General features: G+C 43.0%; 17 protein-coding genes and 1 CRISPR repeat array (1 of these 18 running past the window's edge). Of the genes, 5 read left to right on the top strand and 12 right to left on the bottom strand.

The genetic code is table 11. The features are described 5' to 3' along the window. A CRISPR array of direct repeats spans window positions 1-2300; the repeat unit is 29 nt; unit sequence CGGTTCATCCCCACGCTTGTGGGGAACTC; it reaches 1696 nt to the left of the window's first position. A gap of 116 nt (window positions 2301-2416) precedes the next feature. Genes cas2e through EO93_RS13670 form a run of 8 tightly spaced genes read right to left on the bottom strand, consistent with a single transcriptional unit; the run spans window position 2417 to window position 11110 of the window. Continuing rightward, the gene (gene cas2e / locus EO93_RS13705; RefSeq protein WP_235284275.1) at window positions 2417-2725 is read right to left on the bottom strand and encodes a type I-E CRISPR-associated endoribonuclease Cas2e; all 309 of its coding nucleotides are present in this window, start codon (window positions 2723-2725) and stop codon (window positions 2417-2419) included. Further along, window positions 2703-3614, bottom strand: a complete 912-nt coding sequence (gene cas1e, locus EO93_RS13700; RefSeq protein ID WP_048133647.1) for a type I-E CRISPR-associated endonuclease Cas1e — start codon at window positions 3612-3614, stop codon at window positions 2703-2705. The genes cas2e and cas1e overlap by 23 nt, the downstream gene beginning before the upstream one ends. Before the next feature lie 26 nt (window positions 3615-3640). Beyond that, window positions 3641-4327 (bottom strand): type I-E CRISPR-associated protein Cas6/Cse3/CasE, encoded by a 687-nt coding sequence (gene cas6e, locus EO93_RS13695; RefSeq protein ID WP_048163092.1) that lies wholly within the window; start codon window positions 4325-4327, stop codon window positions 3641-3643. Window positions 4328-4336: 9 nt separating this feature from the next. Then, entirely contained in the window at window positions 4337-5071 is a 735-nt protein-coding gene (cas5e, locus tag EO93_RS13690) for a type I-E CRISPR-associated protein Cas5/CasD (protein ID WP_048163091.1), read from the bottom strand. 22 nt (window positions 5072-5093) lie between these two features. Continuing rightward, complete coding sequence (cas7e, locus tag EO93_RS13685; RefSeq protein WP_048163156.1) at window positions 5094-6182, bottom strand: type I-E CRISPR-associated protein Cas7/Cse4/CasC; 1089 nt, start codon at window positions 6180-6182, stop codon at window positions 5094-5096. Window positions 6183-6218: 36 nt separating this feature from the next. After that, window positions 6219-6725, bottom strand: a complete 507-nt coding sequence (gene casB, locus EO93_RS13680; protein WP_048163089.1) for a type I-E CRISPR-associated protein Cse2/CasB — start codon at window positions 6723-6725, stop codon at window positions 6219-6221. Window positions 6726-6743: 18 nt separating this feature from the next. Then, window positions 6744-8360 carry a type I-E CRISPR-associated protein Cse1/CasA gene (gene casA / locus EO93_RS13675; protein WP_048163088.1) on the bottom strand — a complete coding sequence of 539 codons (1617 nt, stop codon included), beginning with the start codon at window positions 8358-8360 and terminating at the stop codon, window positions 6744-6746. Continuing rightward, entirely contained in the window at window positions 8357-11110 is a 2754-nt protein-coding gene (locus EO93_RS13670; protein WP_048163086.1) for a CRISPR-associated helicase/endonuclease Cas3, read from the bottom strand. Before EO93_RS13670 ends, casA begins: the two co-directional genes overlap by 4 nt. A gap of 173 nt (window positions 11111-11283) precedes the next feature. Between EO93_RS13670 and csa3 the strand changes: the two genes are divergently transcribed. Next, window positions 11284-11886 (top strand): CRISPR-associated CARF protein Csa3, encoded by a 603-nt coding sequence (gene csa3 / locus EO93_RS13665; RefSeq protein ID WP_048132162.1) that lies wholly within the window; start codon window positions 11284-11286, stop codon window positions 11884-11886. Between the two features lie 501 nt (window positions 11887-12387). On the opposite strand, the gene EO93_RS18525 is transcribed toward csa3, so the two are convergent. Genes EO93_RS18525 through EO93_RS18690 form a run of 3 tightly spaced genes read right to left on the bottom strand, consistent with a single transcriptional unit; the run spans window position 12388 to window position 13596 of the window. After that, on the bottom strand, window positions 12388-12516 hold the full coding sequence (locus EO93_RS18525; protein ID WP_255350231.1) for a hypothetical protein: 129 nt from the start codon (window positions 12514-12516) through the stop codon (window positions 12388-12390). 41 nt (window positions 12517-12557) lie between these two features. After that, window positions 12558-13295, bottom strand: a complete 738-nt coding sequence (locus EO93_RS13655) for a DNA alkylation repair protein (RefSeq protein ID WP_235284274.1) — start codon at window positions 13293-13295, stop codon at window positions 12558-12560. A 22-nt stretch (window positions 13296-13317) separates the two neighbouring features. Continuing rightward, complete coding sequence (locus EO93_RS18690) at window positions 13318-13596, bottom strand: pentapeptide repeat-containing protein (protein ID WP_156161332.1); 279 nt, start codon at window positions 13594-13596, stop codon at window positions 13318-13320. Between the two features lie 29 nt (window positions 13597-13625). Between EO93_RS18690 and EO93_RS13650 the strand changes: the two genes are divergently transcribed. Next, window positions 13626-14120: a GNAT family N-acetyltransferase gene (locus tag EO93_RS13650; protein ID WP_048163153.1), complete on the top strand. Its 495-nt coding sequence runs from the start codon at window positions 13626-13628 to the stop codon at window positions 14118-14120. A 152-nt stretch (window positions 14121-14272) separates the two neighbouring features. Here EO93_RS13650 and EO93_RS13645 read toward each other — a convergent pair whose 3' ends face one another. Further along, window positions 14273-14629, bottom strand: a complete 357-nt coding sequence (locus EO93_RS13645) for a hypothetical protein (protein ID WP_048132168.1) — start codon at window positions 14627-14629, stop codon at window positions 14273-14275. A 591-nt stretch (window positions 14630-15220) separates the two neighbouring features. Between EO93_RS13645 and EO93_RS13640 the strand changes: the two genes are divergently transcribed. The 3 genes from EO93_RS13640 (at window position 15221) to EO93_RS13630 (ending at window position 18224) form a co-directional block, all read left to right on the top strand. Continuing rightward, window positions 15221-16051 (top strand): ABC transporter ATP-binding protein, encoded by an 831-nt coding sequence (locus EO93_RS13640; RefSeq protein WP_048163082.1) that lies wholly within the window; start codon window positions 15221-15223, stop codon window positions 16049-16051. Between the two features lie 161 nt (window positions 16052-16212). Beyond that, the gene (locus EO93_RS13635; protein ID WP_048163080.1) at window positions 16213-17052 is read left to right on the top strand and encodes a DUF1638 domain-containing protein; all 840 of its coding nucleotides are present in this window, start codon (window positions 16213-16215) and stop codon (window positions 17050-17052) included. Between the two features lie 365 nt (window positions 17053-17417). Beyond that, window positions 17418-18224: a DUF1638 domain-containing protein gene (locus tag EO93_RS13630; RefSeq protein ID WP_048163078.1), complete on the top strand. Its 807-nt coding sequence runs from the start codon at window positions 17418-17420 to the stop codon at window positions 18222-18224. The last annotated feature ends 117 nt before the right edge of the window (window positions 18225-18341 follow it).

Below are 18341 nucleotides of genomic sequence, written 5' to 3'. Positions count from 1 at the left end.
AAGATGTTGTAAAGCGGTTCATCCCCACGCTTGTGGGGAACTCTTGTAAGGAATACAAGGCAGAATCCCATGTGTCGGTTCATCCCCACGCTTGTGGGGAACTCATTTGGAGAAATGAAGACAAGGTAAATGGTAGCGGTTCATCCCCACGCTTGTGGGGAACTCGCCATCAGCCTCGAAGTGAGTTTCGTGGGTACCGGTTCATCCCCACGCTTGTGGGGAACTCTAGTGGATAAGTGTTTCCTGAGACTACAAAACCGGTTCATCCCCACGCTTGTGGGGAACTCGGTTGTTTCGCCCATTGGTACATGGTTCATGTCGGTTCATCCCCACGCTTGTGGGGAACTCTTGATATTAAGCTTAAGTATAAGATCCTCTGCCGGTTCATCCCCACGCTTGTGGGGAACTCTACAGGCACAAAATTCCTGAAAGATGATTTAACGGTTCATCCCCACGCTTGTGGGGAACTCGAATGAAACACACGTTCATCTGGCCTTCAGACCGGTTCATCCCCACGCTTGTGGGGAACTCAACTCTTCAGCAACAAGCATATCAATCATTGCCGGTTCATCCCCACGCTTGTGGGGAACTCCAAACACTTCACAAGGTGCTTCTATTAACATATGGTTCATCCCCACGCTTGTGGGGAACTCGAAAATTTAAGACAATGAATTTGGTAGAATAACGGTTCATCCCCACGCTTGTGGGGAACTCATCCATATCGTACTGTATAGCAACGTAGTTGTCGGTTCATCCCCACGCTTGTGGGGAACTCCATCATCATTGAAAACAATGAAATCAAGGATACGGTTCATCCCCACGCTTGTGGGGAACTCCGCTGCAAAAGCTGCAGCTTCGGCGGGGATGCCGGTTCATCCCCACGCTTGTGGGGAACTCTCCGCTCTATTTCTCGCGCTCTCCGTCGCAGCCGGTTCATCCCCACGCTTGTGGGGAACTCGGGGGACTGTCTCCGGTGGGGGTTCTGTATACCGGTTCATCCCCACGCTTGTGGGGAACTCTTTTCTTTTTTGATCTGCTCTACTGTCCTGAACGGTTCATCCCCACGCTTGTGGGGAACTCTAGAAGAGGGGTTAACCTTTGGTAAAAATCTTCGGTTCATCCCCACGCTTGTGGGGAACTCTCCATAAGGTGGACCACCTCCTTTTTTAGCGGCGGTTCATCCCCACGCTTGTGGGGAACTCCAATAAATGGAATGTTACGTTACCTTCCTGTCCGGTTCATCCCCACGCTTGTGGGGAACTCTGCGGGGTGAGTAAGGGCCTGTACCGGAATTACGGTTCATCCCCACGCTTGTGGGGAACTCAATACATCGAACCCGGACTAACCGAATACAACCGGTTCATCCCCACGCTTGTGGGGAACTCTCAATTTCCTCTGCGGTTGCATCCATAGCGTTCGGTTCATCCCCACGCTTGTGGGGAACTCATAACCGATGAATTAAGCACATTGATATACAACGGTTCATCCCCACGCTTGTGGGGAACTCGTGATTTCCTGAAATGATGTTCTCGATGGTGGCGGTTCATCCCCACGCTTGTGGGGAACTCACGGAATAAAGACAGATAACAGTCTACATAACCGGTTCATCCCCACGCTTGTGGGGAACTCTGATGAGGAGAAGGTTACAAAGGTGAAGGTGGCGGTTCATCCCCACGCTTGTGGGGAACTCCCTGATCCACGTATCCCGACAATGAAGGGGTTCGGTTCATCCCCACGCTTGTGGGGAACTCATCGACGAGTTCATGAAACTGATCGGATACGACGGTTCATCCCCACGCTTGTGGGGAACTCTAAACCACGTAACCACATGGTCAACTGATGTGCGGTTCATCCCCACGCTTGTGGGGAACTCTTTTTCTCATCATTGAATAATCTAGAACATGCCGGTTCATCCCCACGCTTGTGGGGAACTCGAAACGAAAAAGCCTTTTTTAGGGATGGTACCCGGTTCATCCCCACGCTTGTGGGGAACTCAAACAATCGATGCAAACATAAAAGGAATTGGCCGGTTCATCCCCACGCTTGTGGGGAACTCAAAGAACAAAAGAGAAAGGTTCTGTACCGTTTCGGTTCATCCCCACGCTTGTGGGGAACTCTTCAATACGGGGGGGATAACAAACATGACAAGCGGTTCATCCCCACGCTTGTGGGGAACTCATCGATGAGTTCATGAAACTGATCGGATACGACGGTTCATCCCCACGCTTGTGGGGAACTCCGTCGTTAAGGATTGAATCCCGGACATGCATACGGTTCATCCCCACGCTTGTGGGGAACTCTCTTTACCTTTTATATTATCAGTAGGGATAGTTTTTCCGGGGACATATATAAATAGATTTATATTAATGCCTGTATAAAATGTACGATATTTTAAAAACATGATGTCTCCAGTTATCTACTCTTCGGTTTTAATTTCGGGAATGAAGGATATTAACTTTATTCCATCCATTTCTCTTGGGATTCTGCGGCTTTCGCCGAGGACTTTGAAATCAAATCCAATTTCGTTTCTTGCGGACCAGATCATAATCGCGCTTCCTTCAATATTCCCGTCATTGAACTCGGCTTCTACATTTTCCCAGATCATATCCCTTACCTTGACAGAATAATCTCCTACATATACTCCAGCCCTGATTTCCAGAAGCCAGAGAGTCAATCTCCCCCTCAGTCTGGGAGTTGTGTTTTCAAGGACGATGACCAGCATCATTAAGCCCCCTTTCATTTGGAATTGCAGGAGGGAGTGATTCGGGTGGTTCTTCAGGAATAGGGATGTCTCCAGCAGCTAAAACCTCTTCTATAGCCGGGATTATTTTTTTCAGCAGCCTTGTTTCCCTGAATACATCCCTGCAAGCAATCCTTACGGCTCTCTCAGGGTTTGGAGGGTTTCCAGCTGCCACCTGAAAAGCTAAAGGCACAACGGTCTCAAACTTAAAAAGATCAGCAACATCATAAACAAAAGACCTTGGCTTTCCGGTATGGATGAATCCGATTGCAGGCGAATAGCCCGCTGCAAGGACTGCCGCTTCGGTAACTCCGTAAAGACAGGAAGTAGCAGAACTCAAACATTTGTTTTGCAGGTCACCGACATCCCAATCCGTATAATCATAGTAGCGGCCGTTCCATTTTAATCCTGCTCTCTCCGCCAGAATCTCATAAAGTTTTCTTACCCTTGATCCCTCAATTCCCCTCATTTGTTCTACGCTGTAGTCCTCCGACAGTATTTCATTGAAGCGAATCTCATACATTTTTCGGACTACTTTTCTTCGTGCCTCATCATTCAGGGCAAGCTGTGCCTGATAAAGCAAACGATCTGCTCTTGCTCCACCCGGCTGACCGGCAGAATAAAGTCTGACCCCAGCTTCCCCAACCCAGATCAGAAGGCACCCGACCTGAGCTGCAAGAACTGCTGCTGCATGCGAGACCCTGCTTCCCGGTTCAAGCATCAGGCATGCAATTCCCCCAACTGGTATCTGGGTTCGTACTCCGTTTTTATCTACCAGGACAAAGGCTCCGTCTATAACATCAAGTTCTCCCCTTTCCAGAAACAGTAAGGAAAACCTCTCTTTTATCGTAATCGGTTTTAATTTCGGAAGCATGGCAGTGATCCCCCTTCAACCCACTTTTATCTTGCAGAACGGACGAGCATCAACCCGCATCCGAAGCTCTTTGCCGGACCTATCCCCTTGTAGAGTGCATCGGTTAAAGATTCAGGATCTGTTACAGTTAATATTCCGGAAAAATCAATGGTACTTATATTTACACTGTGCTTTCCTTTAGGCTTATAGAACCTGTTGCAACAGTACCCTGTGGCTATAACCTGCCCTTCTGAAACCTCAAAACCATTGATGTCTCCTTTTTTCCTGAGCCATTCAACACCCTCTTTCTGGACAATATCAGGAACTTGAGGTCTCTTGTTTTCTGGAATACCTTCTTTTTCCATTCTGGTCTTAGCGTCCATCACAACATCATGCCGCTGGTGTTTTCCATTATCATCCCATCTTGTAACAATAGGATTGGCACGCAATGAGAAAACGAGTTTCTGCCCTGGAAAAAGAGAAGGAGTGTATTTTTTTGATTCGATGCTCCATAAATCCGAATGATTTTCAGGTGCATGCTCCGAGACAATATAAAACGAAGGAAAGCCGTCTTTTTCATCCTGCCTGTACAAAAAATCCCTCTTTTTGTCCGGATCTTTTTCAAACAGCGACCATATGGCACGGTGAATCCTGTAATTGTCCCCTAAATCCATAGCAAGCTTCCAGAAATCCTTATTTGCTGCAGCTTCAGGCTTCAAGCTTGCTCTGCTCATGTACAATTTTCATTCCCCCAGTTCCATCATCATGTAGTGTTCTTTTCTATCGGCAAATTGCCATCTTTTGCGGCTGAGAACAGAATCTTTGCGGGAAATCGTATGCGAGGGTTCCATACCGCTTTCGTCACCTTCCCAATAAAGCCTCACCTGACTCGGAGTTTTTAAAAACGAAAGAAATTCCTGACATTTGAACTCAGCTTTTTTGATTACTTCTTCCAGATTATCTCCACTCACAACCTTTGCTTCAAAAGGCAAAGAGGGAGGACAGGATTTCCTTCCAAGGTAAAGAACAAACTCAGGTTCTTTTAATTTATTTACGAGAACCTCAAGAGAATAAGGGTTTTCAGCGTTTCTGGCCCATACCACCACCGTATAACACGAATCGCAGTAGTAATCCCTTGAAGAGAGAATCGTATTCAATTCGTCTTTTTCTACTCCGAGTTCTTCTTTTCTGGTAAGTATATACTTCTGGTTTTTTAGTGAACTTGCAGAAGGGACCTGAACTGTATGGTAGTCCCTCAAAAAAGTCCCTGAGGAATGCACAGCTACAGCAAAATTATATGACTCTGAAAGCTCTCGATGTTTCTCTTCTTCATCTCTCCGTATTCCAAGTGCTGCTGCAAGCAAGCCCATTATTGCCGACTTCGAAGGATGATCATATGAAGGTCTATTGACTCCCACTGCAATATCACCCCAGGAAGCCATAGGCCCATAAAGCTGGAAAAGAAGGTAGTTTCTCATATTGTTCCCCTTCCACACAGCTTCAATTTTCTACAAAGCTGAGGATATCTTTAATGGACCCTTCACCAGTGTATGTGTTCATCTCAACCTTATCTTCACAGCATTCTCCATAGACGTTTTCGATCTTCTCCCTTGTAGTCCCGAGTTCTTCAATGGATTTTCTTAAAAGATCCTTATCTTCCATGGATTTCAAGAATGCAACTGATAGTGAACGGGGCTGTTGACTTCCTTTTTCTGCTAGTACGTACGAAGCATAGGCTCTTGAAGCAAAGCTGTTCTGCTTGCCTGTAGGTGAAACTTTCAAGGCTGATTCTGTAAGTGCTTTTAACGCTTTTTGGGTGAGGGCTATATCCCCATTCAGGTTCTTCTCCAGCAGATCACGGTTTATACACACATAGATGTAAAAAAGCCCGGCTGCAAATTCCGTTTCTCCAAGGTGACCGGAACCCATATCCTCTTCTCCATTGTTAAGGTCATCAACCGCCGTAAAGAAATCATCTTCTACTGAGACTTTGTGGACAGTTATTGCGTGAGCAACCTGAACTGCAGCCTCCATATTATACTGGGTATTTGCTGCAAGCATTCTTCCAAACATCGCGATGTCAACTGCCGCGTGATCTTTCCTTAAAATGTTAAGGTCTTCCTTGGTCAATTCTCTGCCATTTTGGGATATGTCCGCGATCAGATTTTCAATAATTTTTGTCTCTTCAGGACTGAAATGAGCAAGCTGCTCGATCTCAAATCCTTCTTTTTTCAATTTACCAAAAACTCCTGCAATCTGTTTTGTGACCTCTCCAGCTTTCTTTTCATCCATTTTTGGATATATTGCAGGAGCTTGAGAGCCATTGTTAAGGATGTCAGTCAATTTTGATCCTGTAATCAGAGCTTTATAAATAAAATTCCCCATTTCTTTTGTTCTAACTCCCATGTGATCTGATAGAGCTTCCCGGAAGAGTTCCGAAGTTCTCCAGGCTCTCTTTAAGCTCTGAGATGAAATTCTCAATCTCTGGGTTCCGCCCATTACGGCTGTTTTTGGTCTTCCAAGGTCGTCCCTGTTAAGATTCGAAGGGGGATACGAGGTGAGAATATGTAGCTGTACAAAGTTTGTCATCATTTATTCCTCCATTTATTGTTTAAGAACCCATCATTAATTTTCAGTAGGTGACTTGGTGTAATAATCAGAAGCCCATCGTTTCTTTGTAAATTCATTCCACCAGTAGATGCTGTATGCAAGATCGAAGATATTTGCAGTGCCATCAAGAAGCCGAACAGTACGTATCATTGATGTAAAAAGTTCTCTTCTGTCTTCAATAATAAGCAATCTCCTGAATCTCAAACCACTTACCCGCGCATTTGAACTTCCCGAGGAAGGGGTAGCCATTTGCACTGCAAAATCTGAACCGGCATCATTATTTTTCACATGCGAAAGTACACCGGCTACTGCTGCCAGAGACTCCGGATTTACATAAAACTCACCCAGCAGATCTTTTCTGAGCCGGTGGAAAGAAGGAGTAAAAACAACTTCATTTACGTCATGACAGTGCCTCAATGCTGCTCGATCCCCTCTGCTCATATCCAGCCCACTCCACCATTCATACAATACCTGGCGAGCTTTTGGATCTGAAGAAAATAGTAAATTTCTCTTACCTTCCATATTATTATCACTCCAACCTCACTTCATCGTTTTAGTAGATTTTTCTATAGGCAAACCCAGAATCGTTTTCAGTTTTTGTCCTTTTGGAGAGTTGTACTTCCCGAGATCTCGACGAGCAAGTGAAATACGTTTGGGATCTGCGGTGCCTATAAACTCTAACTGAGAATACTCATCAAATAATTTGAAAGATGTTTTTGTCAGAGATTTCAACCAGTTGAGCTTTAACTCGGCAGTGTTTTCTCCTTTATCCAGAAGACCATGCAATTCATGCAGAGTTTTATAAAATTCGGGTTCAGTATCTTTCCAGAATCTGCTATCTATGAATGAAAGATCACCTTTCACATTACCGGAATATCTAAAAAGAGCCTCTTTTATGCAGCTTCTGGTGTTTCCTGCAATAATTTCTGCCGACTTAATTAACTGAGAAATTACATTTTCGTATTCTGCTCTGATATCTTCATTCACTATTATCAGCGGCATCTGGCTTTCATACCAGCAGCGAGCTTTCATGTTATCAAAATCGTAACCAAAAGCCCAGATTGAGGGACTGTGATTGAAGACTTCGCTTAATAAATTGAAATTATACTGTCTATCACGAAACTTGTCAACAATAAATGCCGGCTGTTTATTTCCGTCTCCATCATTTTGAATAAGGCCGAGCCAGTGGCGATAACTGATTCCCCCTGGATTTAGGTGGACTGGTAGAATACCCCTCTTATCCTCTGTATGTGGGGTTAAGACATGTCGCCATCCTCCCTCATAGTTAATTCCATAATTTTTAGAAATGTAGTCCGCTACCAGATAATGAGATTCTCCTCCACAGATCTCGCAGATTCCACTTTCAAGTGTATCGAAATTTATTCTTATCCTGCGAGGCATTCCCCAGAACATCTGTTTAGGATTGACATCTGAGGAAGTTACTTTTTGGTTTTTCTCACTAGTACGTGCAGGTCCAAGCCATGGGAATATGTCCACTAAATTACCCTTCTCTGTATCCCCCAAATTTTTGAAAGATTCTTCTTCCAAAATGTTCAACCAGATAGTTTCCCACAGATTATTTCCCTTTACGATAGTTGTCAGAGGGCCGCCTCCCCGAAGAGAGGTTCTGTTTCCCTGACCTCCGGCAGGAGCATTTGTCTGAAGTGTGAAAAGAGCAGTAGCGCAGCAAGGAAAACACATTTTTTTAACAGAATCTCTTTTAAGGAAATGATCTGCGTTCTTTTTAATCGTGTTTTCACCTGGCATTTCTACCAGCAAATTATCTACCTGGTTATCTGCGCCTTCAGAAAGGTCATAATCCTGCATGAACCGCGCATTATCTCCATCAAATTCAAAAGCATGAGCCACTTTTTCAAAGGTGTTTTTCATATCTTCCGGAGATGGAGGATTTTTAAGCACATTTTTCCAGGCCCTATCATTCGCTGGTGACATAGTTGTTTGTACCAGCCCTATGAGAAACTGTATCAATGCACCATTGAAGTCTGGTCGGGGTGCATCAAGTTCGCTTATCGGATTTCCTGATCCGATACCTTCTGTAATTTGCCAGGGGGCAATCGTTACTTTAGTTTCGTCCTTTCTTTGAACAGGTATCCATTTTTCATAAATAAGATTAAACGCCGTGAATCCCTCCGTCATTCTTTCTGAATGCTTAAACCTGTTTTTTGATTATAGATCAGTGTAATGTGATTCCCCTTTTCATCTGTGGCATAACCCATCCATTCACCATTTACCTCTGATAACGGAACAAAAATAGACCACTTTCCTTTGTCAGGCATAGAGTCAATTACTTTCTCGACATTCAGTTCTGGTATATTGCAATAATTGACTGTCTTGAATTTATTCTTGCTTATTCTGACTTGACTCAACTCCCACGAATATCGCCCGTTTTCAAAAAAAGGAGTTAGAGATTTTCCATCCCATTTTGCGAGTCGAAGAGTTACTGTTTCTCTCCCAAGGCGTGTTGGGGTTATGACCTCGTCAACCCATTGCGTAGGGGATTTTTGGTATCCGGCTTCAAAGTTAAGAGAATTTAAATTAGCCAGTGATTTGCTGGCCATTGAATTCCCTTTTGATTCTTCAGCTGAAGATTTCAAGTTCTCTGGAATATTCTCAGAGGCTTTTTCACTGAAAACTCCTTCAATTAATAATCTTAAATCATCTGGGACAGTAATTGTTCCTTTTTCTGCTAGTAAGCTAGCTGTAAGCCACAGTTCCCCATGATTTGGATACACAAAAGCAGCTCTTGAAAACACATCTGAGTACCAGTTTTTCGAAGGATTTTCAGTCAATTCGGGAGCAAGAATTCCGAGTATCGGCACTCTATTTATACCGTGTTCCGGATGCCTTTGAAGCCTACCTGCCCTTTGGATAATCAGATCAATAGGAGCAAGGTCACTTATTAGATAATCAAAATCAAGATCTAATGACTGCTCAACTACCTGCGTTGAGATCAGAACTCTACCACTGCGTATTTCTTCAGTGGAGTTTTTCCCAAAGTAACTCATAACACGATTTTCGATTTTTAAACGATTTCCCATAACAAAACGGGCATGAAAAAGATCAACCTGTTCTTCACCCAGGATCGCCACAAGCCTTTGATAAGTTTCAATGGCATCATCAACAGTGTTTCGTACCCAGCAAACACAGCTTCCTTTTCTAGAGAGATCAACAATTTTATTTTCTACTGCCTCTAGCTCATTGAAAAATTCAATTCCGATTGTTCTATCTGTTCCTTCACGTATGTTTACAGGAGTTTCCATAGCATCGGTTTTGCTTGCAAAAGTTAGAAGAGGATAATCTGTATTCTTGAGTTCTTTACATCCTACCCCCAATCCTCTGCAAAAACTATTGGCTAGCTCCTGCCGCTGTCTCATGGGAAGGGTTGCTGAAAGAAGAATGGCACTTCCACCAAGAGAAGAATGCATTTCCAACAAATTACATAAAAGAGCATGCATGTAAGGGTCGTAAGCATGGACTTCATCCACTACCAGAACATTTCGGGTCAAACCCAAAATACGCAATGACTGGTGATATGCAGGAAGAACTGCCATTATTGCCTGGTCTACAGTCCCGGCACCTACGTCTGCTAACAAGGCTTTTTTCCTATTGTCAGCTATCCACTGACTGCATTGAGCAGAGATTGTTTCATCTTTTATTGATTTATTATTGCAGTATGATTCGCTATCCTCTCCCGTGTTAGAAAATCCAATGGAATTGCGGAATTTATCCGAAAGATAACTGCTACTGTGAGCCAGAACCAGGGAAGGCGAAGAATTTGGGAGAAAGAATTTCCTGTATACTCCTGTAAGCCTTTCATACATAGCATTGGATGTCGCCATTGTAGGTAATGCTATAAATACACCATTTCCAAGCCCCCTTGACATCATCCGATGAGCCAGAGTTAAAGCTGCTTCTGTCTTTCCGCTTCCAGTTGTTTCTTCAATAATGAAAAGTTGAGGGTTTTGCTCAATATCGCACGTTGAAACATATGATTGAAGCGGACTCGGAGTTTGAATATTTGTGAATAAAGATTCAATTCCAGTTTCTAATGAAACACATGAAGGAAGTAGCCAGAAATCGTAAAGTGCCTGCTCTGCTTTTATTAAGGCGTGTTCCCAGTATTTATGGAGAGACATCGGCTCTGAAATATAATTAAAGTGATAGCTGTTTGATCCAATCCAGTCACTTAATACTGTTAAGCCCGCTAGCAACCATGAAGATTTCTTAAACCCGGAGATCAAATTATCAAAGGGATCTCCTTCTTCGTCAGAATATACAGTAAAATCGAAATCTGAACTTAAAAATAATTCAGAAACGGTCTCCACAAAAAAATATCCAACTTCAGTATCTTCTTCTGTAAAAAGTTCCCTGGGATTTACGGGAACACCATGAATACTATATTCAGGAGGTTTACCGTGGTGGCCTGTGACTGCTTTAATCCATGGGTAAATTACAAGTGCCCAATCAGAAACATCATATTCGATCTTATCTAAACGAAGATTATTTTTGTCCCATACTTTATTCCATATTCTGTCCCATAGATGAAATCCCATACTGTCGTGACGAAGGGTATAATTTTTGTCACTATCGTGACCACGAAGGGTTCTCAATAACTCGGGCTTGAGATTCTGGAATCTCTCCGAAAATTTACCAAGATCGTGTATCGCCAGGAAAAAAGAAACCAAGGAAAGAACACTTTTTTTGTTGAGCCCCGTTATCCGAATAAACTTTTCAGTGAGTAAAGTATCTTTTTCTAAGAGTACTTTTCCAGCCGCTGCAACATCCAGACAGTGATATACAAGTAAGTGATAATTATGCTCATCTTCTTCAATAGAGCCTGATTTTCCCCAATTATAAAATATTGAATTATTGCATGAGTTGTCCATATTATCATCAGAATTATTTCAAATTAAAATTAAACTAGTAAACCCTAAACATTCATTATTAACATAATATATATACGTTTTTAATTTTAATTATATTAATGAATGAATAGTACTAACTAACCTATATCTCACATAGTAAAACATATAACCGAACCAAACAATACAATCATTTAATGCCAAAACTCACACTCATCTCCACAATCTACGCTCTTGAACCTGTAATTATCTGTGTGACCCGGCTTTCCCCTTCGAAGATTATACTGTTATCAGAGGAAGGAGCCGGTGATAAGAAGTTGCAATCCGAGGAAATGATTGAGAAGACCTTTAAAAATGCGCTCGAAGTTGAGAAGAAATATACTGCAGTTTACGATACTGTGCGGGTCGCAAAAGATGTTGCCGAACTGATTGAAAAAGAACACGATAGAGGCAACCAGGTCATTGTCAATGTTTCTGGAGGCCGGAAGCCGCAGGCGTTTGGGGCTCTTTTCGGGGCATATGCAAGAAATGATATGGTACAGAGAATCGTTTATGTGACCGAGGAAGACAGTTTAATGATTGACTTTCCGGTGCTGAGCTTCAACCTCTCGGAAACAAAGAAACTGATACTTGAAGAGATCCAGAAAGGGGTTTCTGCAGTCTCTCAGATTGCGGTAACTGCCGGAATTTCTAAAGGAATGACTTACAACCACCTCAGGGAACTCAAATCTATGGGGTATATTGCAGACGGGGATAATGGGTACATAATAACCGATGCAGGAAAAATTGCCTCGATTTAACCGCCTGGATAAAATACAAGAATTAAATCAAAAAGCCTGGAAGTTTAGGAAAACAAAGCATTTTCCATCTACTCCTTCCCCTCAATTCTCAAATATTCACATTTTATCTCCAAAAATAAAAATAAAGAATCTCTGACACATTACATTCTCGGGGGAAGCATAGAAAGAGAAGAGAGAGGGTAAACTTTCTCATTAAAACTTAGGTAGTGTTAAACTGTTCTTATTACTGAGCAAATAGAAAAAAATACTTGTGAAGACATTCAATTAATTGGCAGACAGACAAAGATTGCACAAATGGATCCGCCTGCAGACCAGACTGCCGGCAAAATATATGGGAACAAGAAAACTAAGAAATATGGGGGAGAAAGGAGTTCAAAGATGCAGTATGGGGGTACTGTATCAGAAAAACTCCCTGCTCCCTTAAATTTTCTTAGCCTTCAATCTGCTCTTCTCTCAGTCTGCCCTTCTCTCAGTCTGCCCTTCTCTCAGTCTGCCCTTCTCTCAGTCTGCTCTTTCTACTCTGTCCTGTATCGCCTGTTCATTAACAAAATATTCAATCGCAATTTTCCGGTGTTCGTTTTTGATTTTTCCACAGCCTAACTTTCCACAACCTAACTTTCCGCAACTCATTTTTCCACAACTCATTTTTCCGCAGCTTATTTTTCCGCAGCTTATTTTTCCATAGCCTTGGCCCGGAGGTCTTCAGGGAATTTTTCGATTGCGTATCTGAGGGAGGTCCTGGGCATTTCTTTTTTGTTTTTCATGACATAATCGAAGACTTCCTGCAGGTGGGGTTTGCTGGCTTCTTTCAGCATCCAGCCGTAGCCTTTCCGGACGAGGTCGTCTTTATCTGTGAGGAGCAGGTCTGAGATTTCGAAGATCTCCGGCAGGAAAAGGCCTTTTCTTGCAGGCAGGACAAGCGTTACTGCGGACGCACGCCTGATCCAGCGGTTGTCCGATTGGGTCCAGAGCTTGAGGTTTTCAATATAAGGTGGGAATTTTTCGATAAAAGAGCCAACCGCGTGGTTGCAGAGGGTGTCGCACTTTGCCCAGTTGTTAACGTAGTTTTCGACCCAGTGCTCAAAAACAGAGAAGTCGGCTTCGGTGTATTCGGCTCTTACCTGGTATGCCCATTCAAAGGCGATATAGGCTTCCTCGCAGTAGTCCGACTGCAGGAGTTCTTCACACAGGAAAAATATATTTTTTTTGTCCGCCTGCCCTGCATTTTTCAGTTCCTTAAAATAGTCCTTTGCGATTTTTCCGACAACGGAAGACTTAACTCCATAGCACTTCACTTCCTCTTTAAAAAAACGGGAACAACTATTTTTTGTCTTTTCGTCAACGCTTCCGGCCAAGTCCTTCCTGATCCTGGATACGACATCGGTTTGCACAGTTTTGTATTTAATCAAAGGTTTACTTATATCTTGTTTTTCAGGCACGAGAAATGGTCAGATATGAGAAAGGTACGCTGATCCGGATGAGAAAGGCACGCTGACTCGGATGAGAAAGGTACACTGATCCGGATGAGATATGTTGAAAAGAGATATGTTGAAAAGAGATATGTTGAAAAGAGATATGTTGAAAAGAGATATGTTGAAAAGAGATATGTTGAAAAGAGATATGTTGAAAAGAGATATGTTGAAAAGAGATATGTTGAAATAAGATCTGGAAAAAAAATCCGGAAAGAAAAATGGAAGGCGTTAAAAACATTTTTCATGAGGAAAGCTCAATTTTCCATCATGCCTCAAGTGAAGATTCGCCCTCAGGAACTTTCCGATGCCGAGCGTTTTTTTGAAATTCTCACACACACGGACTTTGAGTTTATAGAAATCCCGATCGAAACCCTTGAGGATGAAAAGCGATTCCTGAATCTGAACGAGGTAAAACGGAAAACCAATTTTGAACACAACTATTCAATTCTTTTTGACGGAAAACTGGCAGGAATCTGCGGGATCAGGATAGACCAGCACAGGCCGTGGGCGGGGGAAATCGGTTATCTTGTGGATAACGCTTACCAGGGGAAAGGGGTTGCAACCGAAGCTGTAAAGCAGCTTGAGAAAATTGGTTTTGGCGAACTGAAATTACAGAGGATTGTTATCCTGATGGATATTCGAAACCTCGCAAGTGAACAGGTTGCCCGGAAGTGCGGATACGAAAAAGAAGGGGTCGCAAAAAAGATCCACAGGATAAGGAAAGAGTATTATGACTGCTTCGTATATGCCAAAACCAGGTGAGCAGCAGGTGAGCAGCAGGTAAGCAGCAGGTAAGCAGCGGGCAAGTAACAGGGCAGCAACAGGTGAGCAGTAAAAATAGAGTTCGGATCGACCAGTGGGAAAAAAATAAAAAAGGAGGAAACAAGGCCTGAATTCGGAGGGTCTGTAAAAACTCAGACCAGCCCCACAGTTTCTATAAGGCTGACTCCGTACCAGACTACCATAAGGTTGTTTATCGTTACCAGGATACCTACGGATTCTATTATGTGTTTTGTGAGAGCCCAGCGTCCCTTTGACGTTTTTATTATCGGTGCTACGTAAAAGAGCAAAACGACAAATGCAATTTTGATAAGCAGGAGATGATAAATTCCGTACTTTTCCAGGATCATTGCAGGAACAGGGTTATATTCTGCGCCGAACGGCAGCGCGTAAAAGGTAGAAGCCCAGTCTCCTATCACATAGAAAAGGATGATAAACCGGATATCGTACAGAAAAGACCTGAACGAACTCCGAATATAGTTAACTTTCAACAAAAACCCCCCTCAAGTACTTCTCTGTTTTTCGGTTAAAGCGACTTTAGATTATAAGATTATATAAACGTAAGAAACTAAGATAGAGGTTTACAAATTTTAGGAAGGGGGACGTAACTGGTTTTAAGAATATTTGATGAGTTTACAGGCTACCGAATATGGAAAGAAAGTCTAAACAAACTTAAATAAGCAAATAAACAGGCAAATATTTATTTAACAGGATTTATTAGAACTGAAACGAAAAAAGAAAAAATAAAGGCTCCTGATATTGTTTGTAAATAAAGTTTAGATGTTGTTTCGAACAGATGCCCCGTGTTTCTAATATATGACATGAAGGGATTTTTCTAGCCTGGGTTGTCGGTAAGTTAAGGACTATGTTGCAAGTATGGAAAAGGTATAAAAAGGAGAATTTCGACTAAAAGGAAAACTCCGACGAAAAGATAATTCCAGTAAAAAGTGATCCCGCAAAATCCAGAAGTGAGCCCTGCTGGAAATAACGGTTAAAGTACGGGCAGAAAGTGGCTAAAGTACGGGCTGAAAGTGGCTAAAGTACGAGCTGAAAATCTGATTTCAAACTAAAAGATGATACTAATGGCTGAACAATTGGCTGAACAATTACAAACCCCGGGGATGGAGAACTTTCCCTCCCTGCTGGAAATGAAAAATGTTACGGTGGTCAGAGGCGGGAAAAAGATCCTTGACTCTGTATCCCTTTCCATCAAGCCCGGAGAACATGTTGCAATTATCGGGCCCAATGGCTCTGGCAAGTCCTCCCTTATAAAGACATTAACAAAAGAGTACCACCCACTGGCAGGAGCCGACGGGCTCGTACTGAAAATCATGGGTAAGGAGACCTGGAATGTTTTTGAGCTAAGGAATCTACTCGGGATAGTCTCCGGGGAACTCCAGCAGACTTGCTGCCGCCAGATCCGGGTCCTTGATGTGGTACTCTCCGGGTTTTTCAGCAGCATAGGCATATATTACAACCACGAAGTGACCCCTGAAATGGAAGCCAGCGCAGAGGAAGTTCTGGAGTTCCTTGAGATTTCCCACCTCGCAGACAGGTCGATGTGCGAACTTTCCACAGGAGAAGCAAGAAAGGTTCTGATAGGGAGGGCTCTTGTGCACGACCCGCAGGCTCTCTTCCTGGACGAACCTGCAAACAGCCTTGACTTAAAAGCCCTTCACAGTTTCCGCGAAAGTGTCCGGAAAATTGCGCATTCAGGCAAAAGTGTGATTCTTGTCACCCACAACCTGCAGGATGTCATTCCCGAAATCAGCCGTGTGGTCCTCATAAAGGAAGGGAAAGTCTTCAGGGATGGGAAAAAGGAGGAAGTCCTGACAGATGCAAACCTCTCTGAACTTTTTTCCCTCTCCGTAAAAGTCCTGGAAAAAGAAGGTTACTACCAGACCTGGAGCTGAAGAAAAGCAGATTCCGGTTCCAGCCCTGAAAATCCACCCTTTCCAGAGCTTACCGGGACAGAGGAAAAGGATTCAAAATTTAAAAACCCACGCTTTCCACTAAGAGTTATTAGCTCTCCCGATAAGGATATTCTTTAATAGTCCCGGATAAAGTCTATATCATGACAGTGATGGGCATAATAGGCTGCAGGATCTTCGAGGATGAAATTGTTCATGTGCTTTCAAATGACCTTGAAGTGGAAAGAATTTACCTCGTAAAAAACGAAGAAAACATAGGCCTCCTGAACAAACTTGAAGCTCAAGGGCTTGAGCCAGTGGTCCTGCCTGTTTACGAGATCAGGGCTTGCCTGGAGCAAAGTGAGGAATTCAGCGTCATTGTTCAGCTTCAGGAGATCGGGCTCCATATGAACCCTTCAAGGCTCAGAAGTAAAACATATACAAACCTGAGCCTGATGTCCGGGTTTGCAGATGGAATCCTCCTTTTTTACGGGCTCTGCGGGCATGCGTTTTCCCGGATGCAGACAGATTTTGCGCATACCGGATGCTCTCTACAGCTACTGCAGGACAGAAGCACAGGCGAACCGGCCCGACCCCTTGAAGACTGCATTGCAGCAGCCCTTGGAGGCAGTTCTCGCTACCGGGAAATTCTGAAAAGCCACAGTGATACATTGTTCTTAACTCCCATGTGGGCCTTAAACTGGAAAAACGCTTTCGGGGTGGATGATGAATTGCTTCCGGGTTTTGAATTCACCCCTGAAAACCTGAAAGAACTAGGGTATCGAAAAGTTGCAAGGGTCGACACAGGGCTTTCCTATGAACCTGATTTTGAGAAAAAAATTGAAGAATTTGCGCTTAACTTCGGTTTCGAAGTCATAGAATTTGAAGGCAGCACTGAAATAGCGCAACAATCGTACAGTCTAATGCAAAATATGCTGCTCAGGCCCCACTTAAAGCCTGAAAATATTTTGTTCAAAAAGAGCTTAAAGAGTTTTAGTACCTGAGGATTGACTCAAAAACGATTAACTTTTTTGAAATTTGAAATTATCTGGAAGGCATTACGTCAAGTTATTGAAATATACCAGATGATTAATTAGTGCATTTTAATAACGCTCAGGCATATAAGGATGCACTGAAAATAATAACTGGATATTTTTAAAAGTAAAAATATAGCTTTGTAGAAAACCTGATTTGTAGAAAACCTGATTTGTAGAAAACCTGATTTGTAGAAAACCTGATTATATGATTTTTTTTAAGAATATAAATTTTAAGAACATTATTCTGGATATTACATGAAATCCCTCAGGGGCCGCCCTGTCAGCTTTCAAAATGAGAATACAATGAGTTGCACATGCCAGAGGAATTAAACATGCCAGTAATGACCATAATAGGGTGCAGGATGTTCGAAGACGAGATAATGCACCTTCTTGAAAACGACCCTGAGATTGGAAAAGTGCTCGTAGTGGAAAACGAAGACTGCAGCGGTATCACGAGAAAGATGGCCGAAGCAGGAATTGCACACACTGCTCTCCCCCTTGAAGAAATTTCCGAAAAATCGGCAGGGGAAGATAGAGGTTTAACCCTGATTGTATACATGCTTGAGCTTGCCCTGCACGCAATCCCTGAAAACCTTAAAAAAACCGTTTATTCGAAAGTAGAACTTATGGCTCCCCGCTCGGATGGAGTCCTGCTCTTTTACGGGCTTTGCGGAAACGTGCTCGGAAACATTGAAGAAGACTTCAAAGCCCTGGACTGCAAGGTCTGCATCCTCAAAGAAGAAAACGGAGAAATCGTGGATGACTGCATCGGGGCTGTACTCGGAGGCAGGGGACAGTACCTCAAAGCCCTGAAAAACTGCAGAGGAGTAGGGACCTTTTTCATGACCCCCATGTGGGCTGTGAACTGGAGGGAAATGATCCGGACTGCAGGCCTGAGCCAGAACCCGGATGATATTAAGATGTCAAAGTTTGTCTTTGACTATGCGGGCTATAAAAGGGTTGCAAGGTTAAATACAGGCCTTGACTATGAAAAAGACTTTGATGCCTGTGTAAAGGAATTCTCTACACTCTTTGAGTTTGAGGTCACAGACCTCGAAGGGACTCTGCAGCTTGTAGATAATTGTTACGCAAGAACAAAAGCTTCAGTGCTCGATGCCTGCCCTCACACCCATGCCTAAAAAGGGGTCTGAAAAGCTTATTTTCCGGCCTCATACAAGCCCTTGAATTATTCATTATTTAATTATGTATTTATTTATTTATTTATTTATTTATTTATTTATTTATTTATTTAGTTA

It is taken from the genome of Methanosarcina sp. 1.H.A.2.2 (assembly GCF_000979975.1).
Lineage (GTDB): Archaea > Halobacteriota > Methanosarcinia > Methanosarcinales > Methanosarcinaceae > Methanosarcina.
Note: the sequence above shows the minus strand (reverse complement) of the source record. Positions and strands in the feature narration are given on the sequence as shown.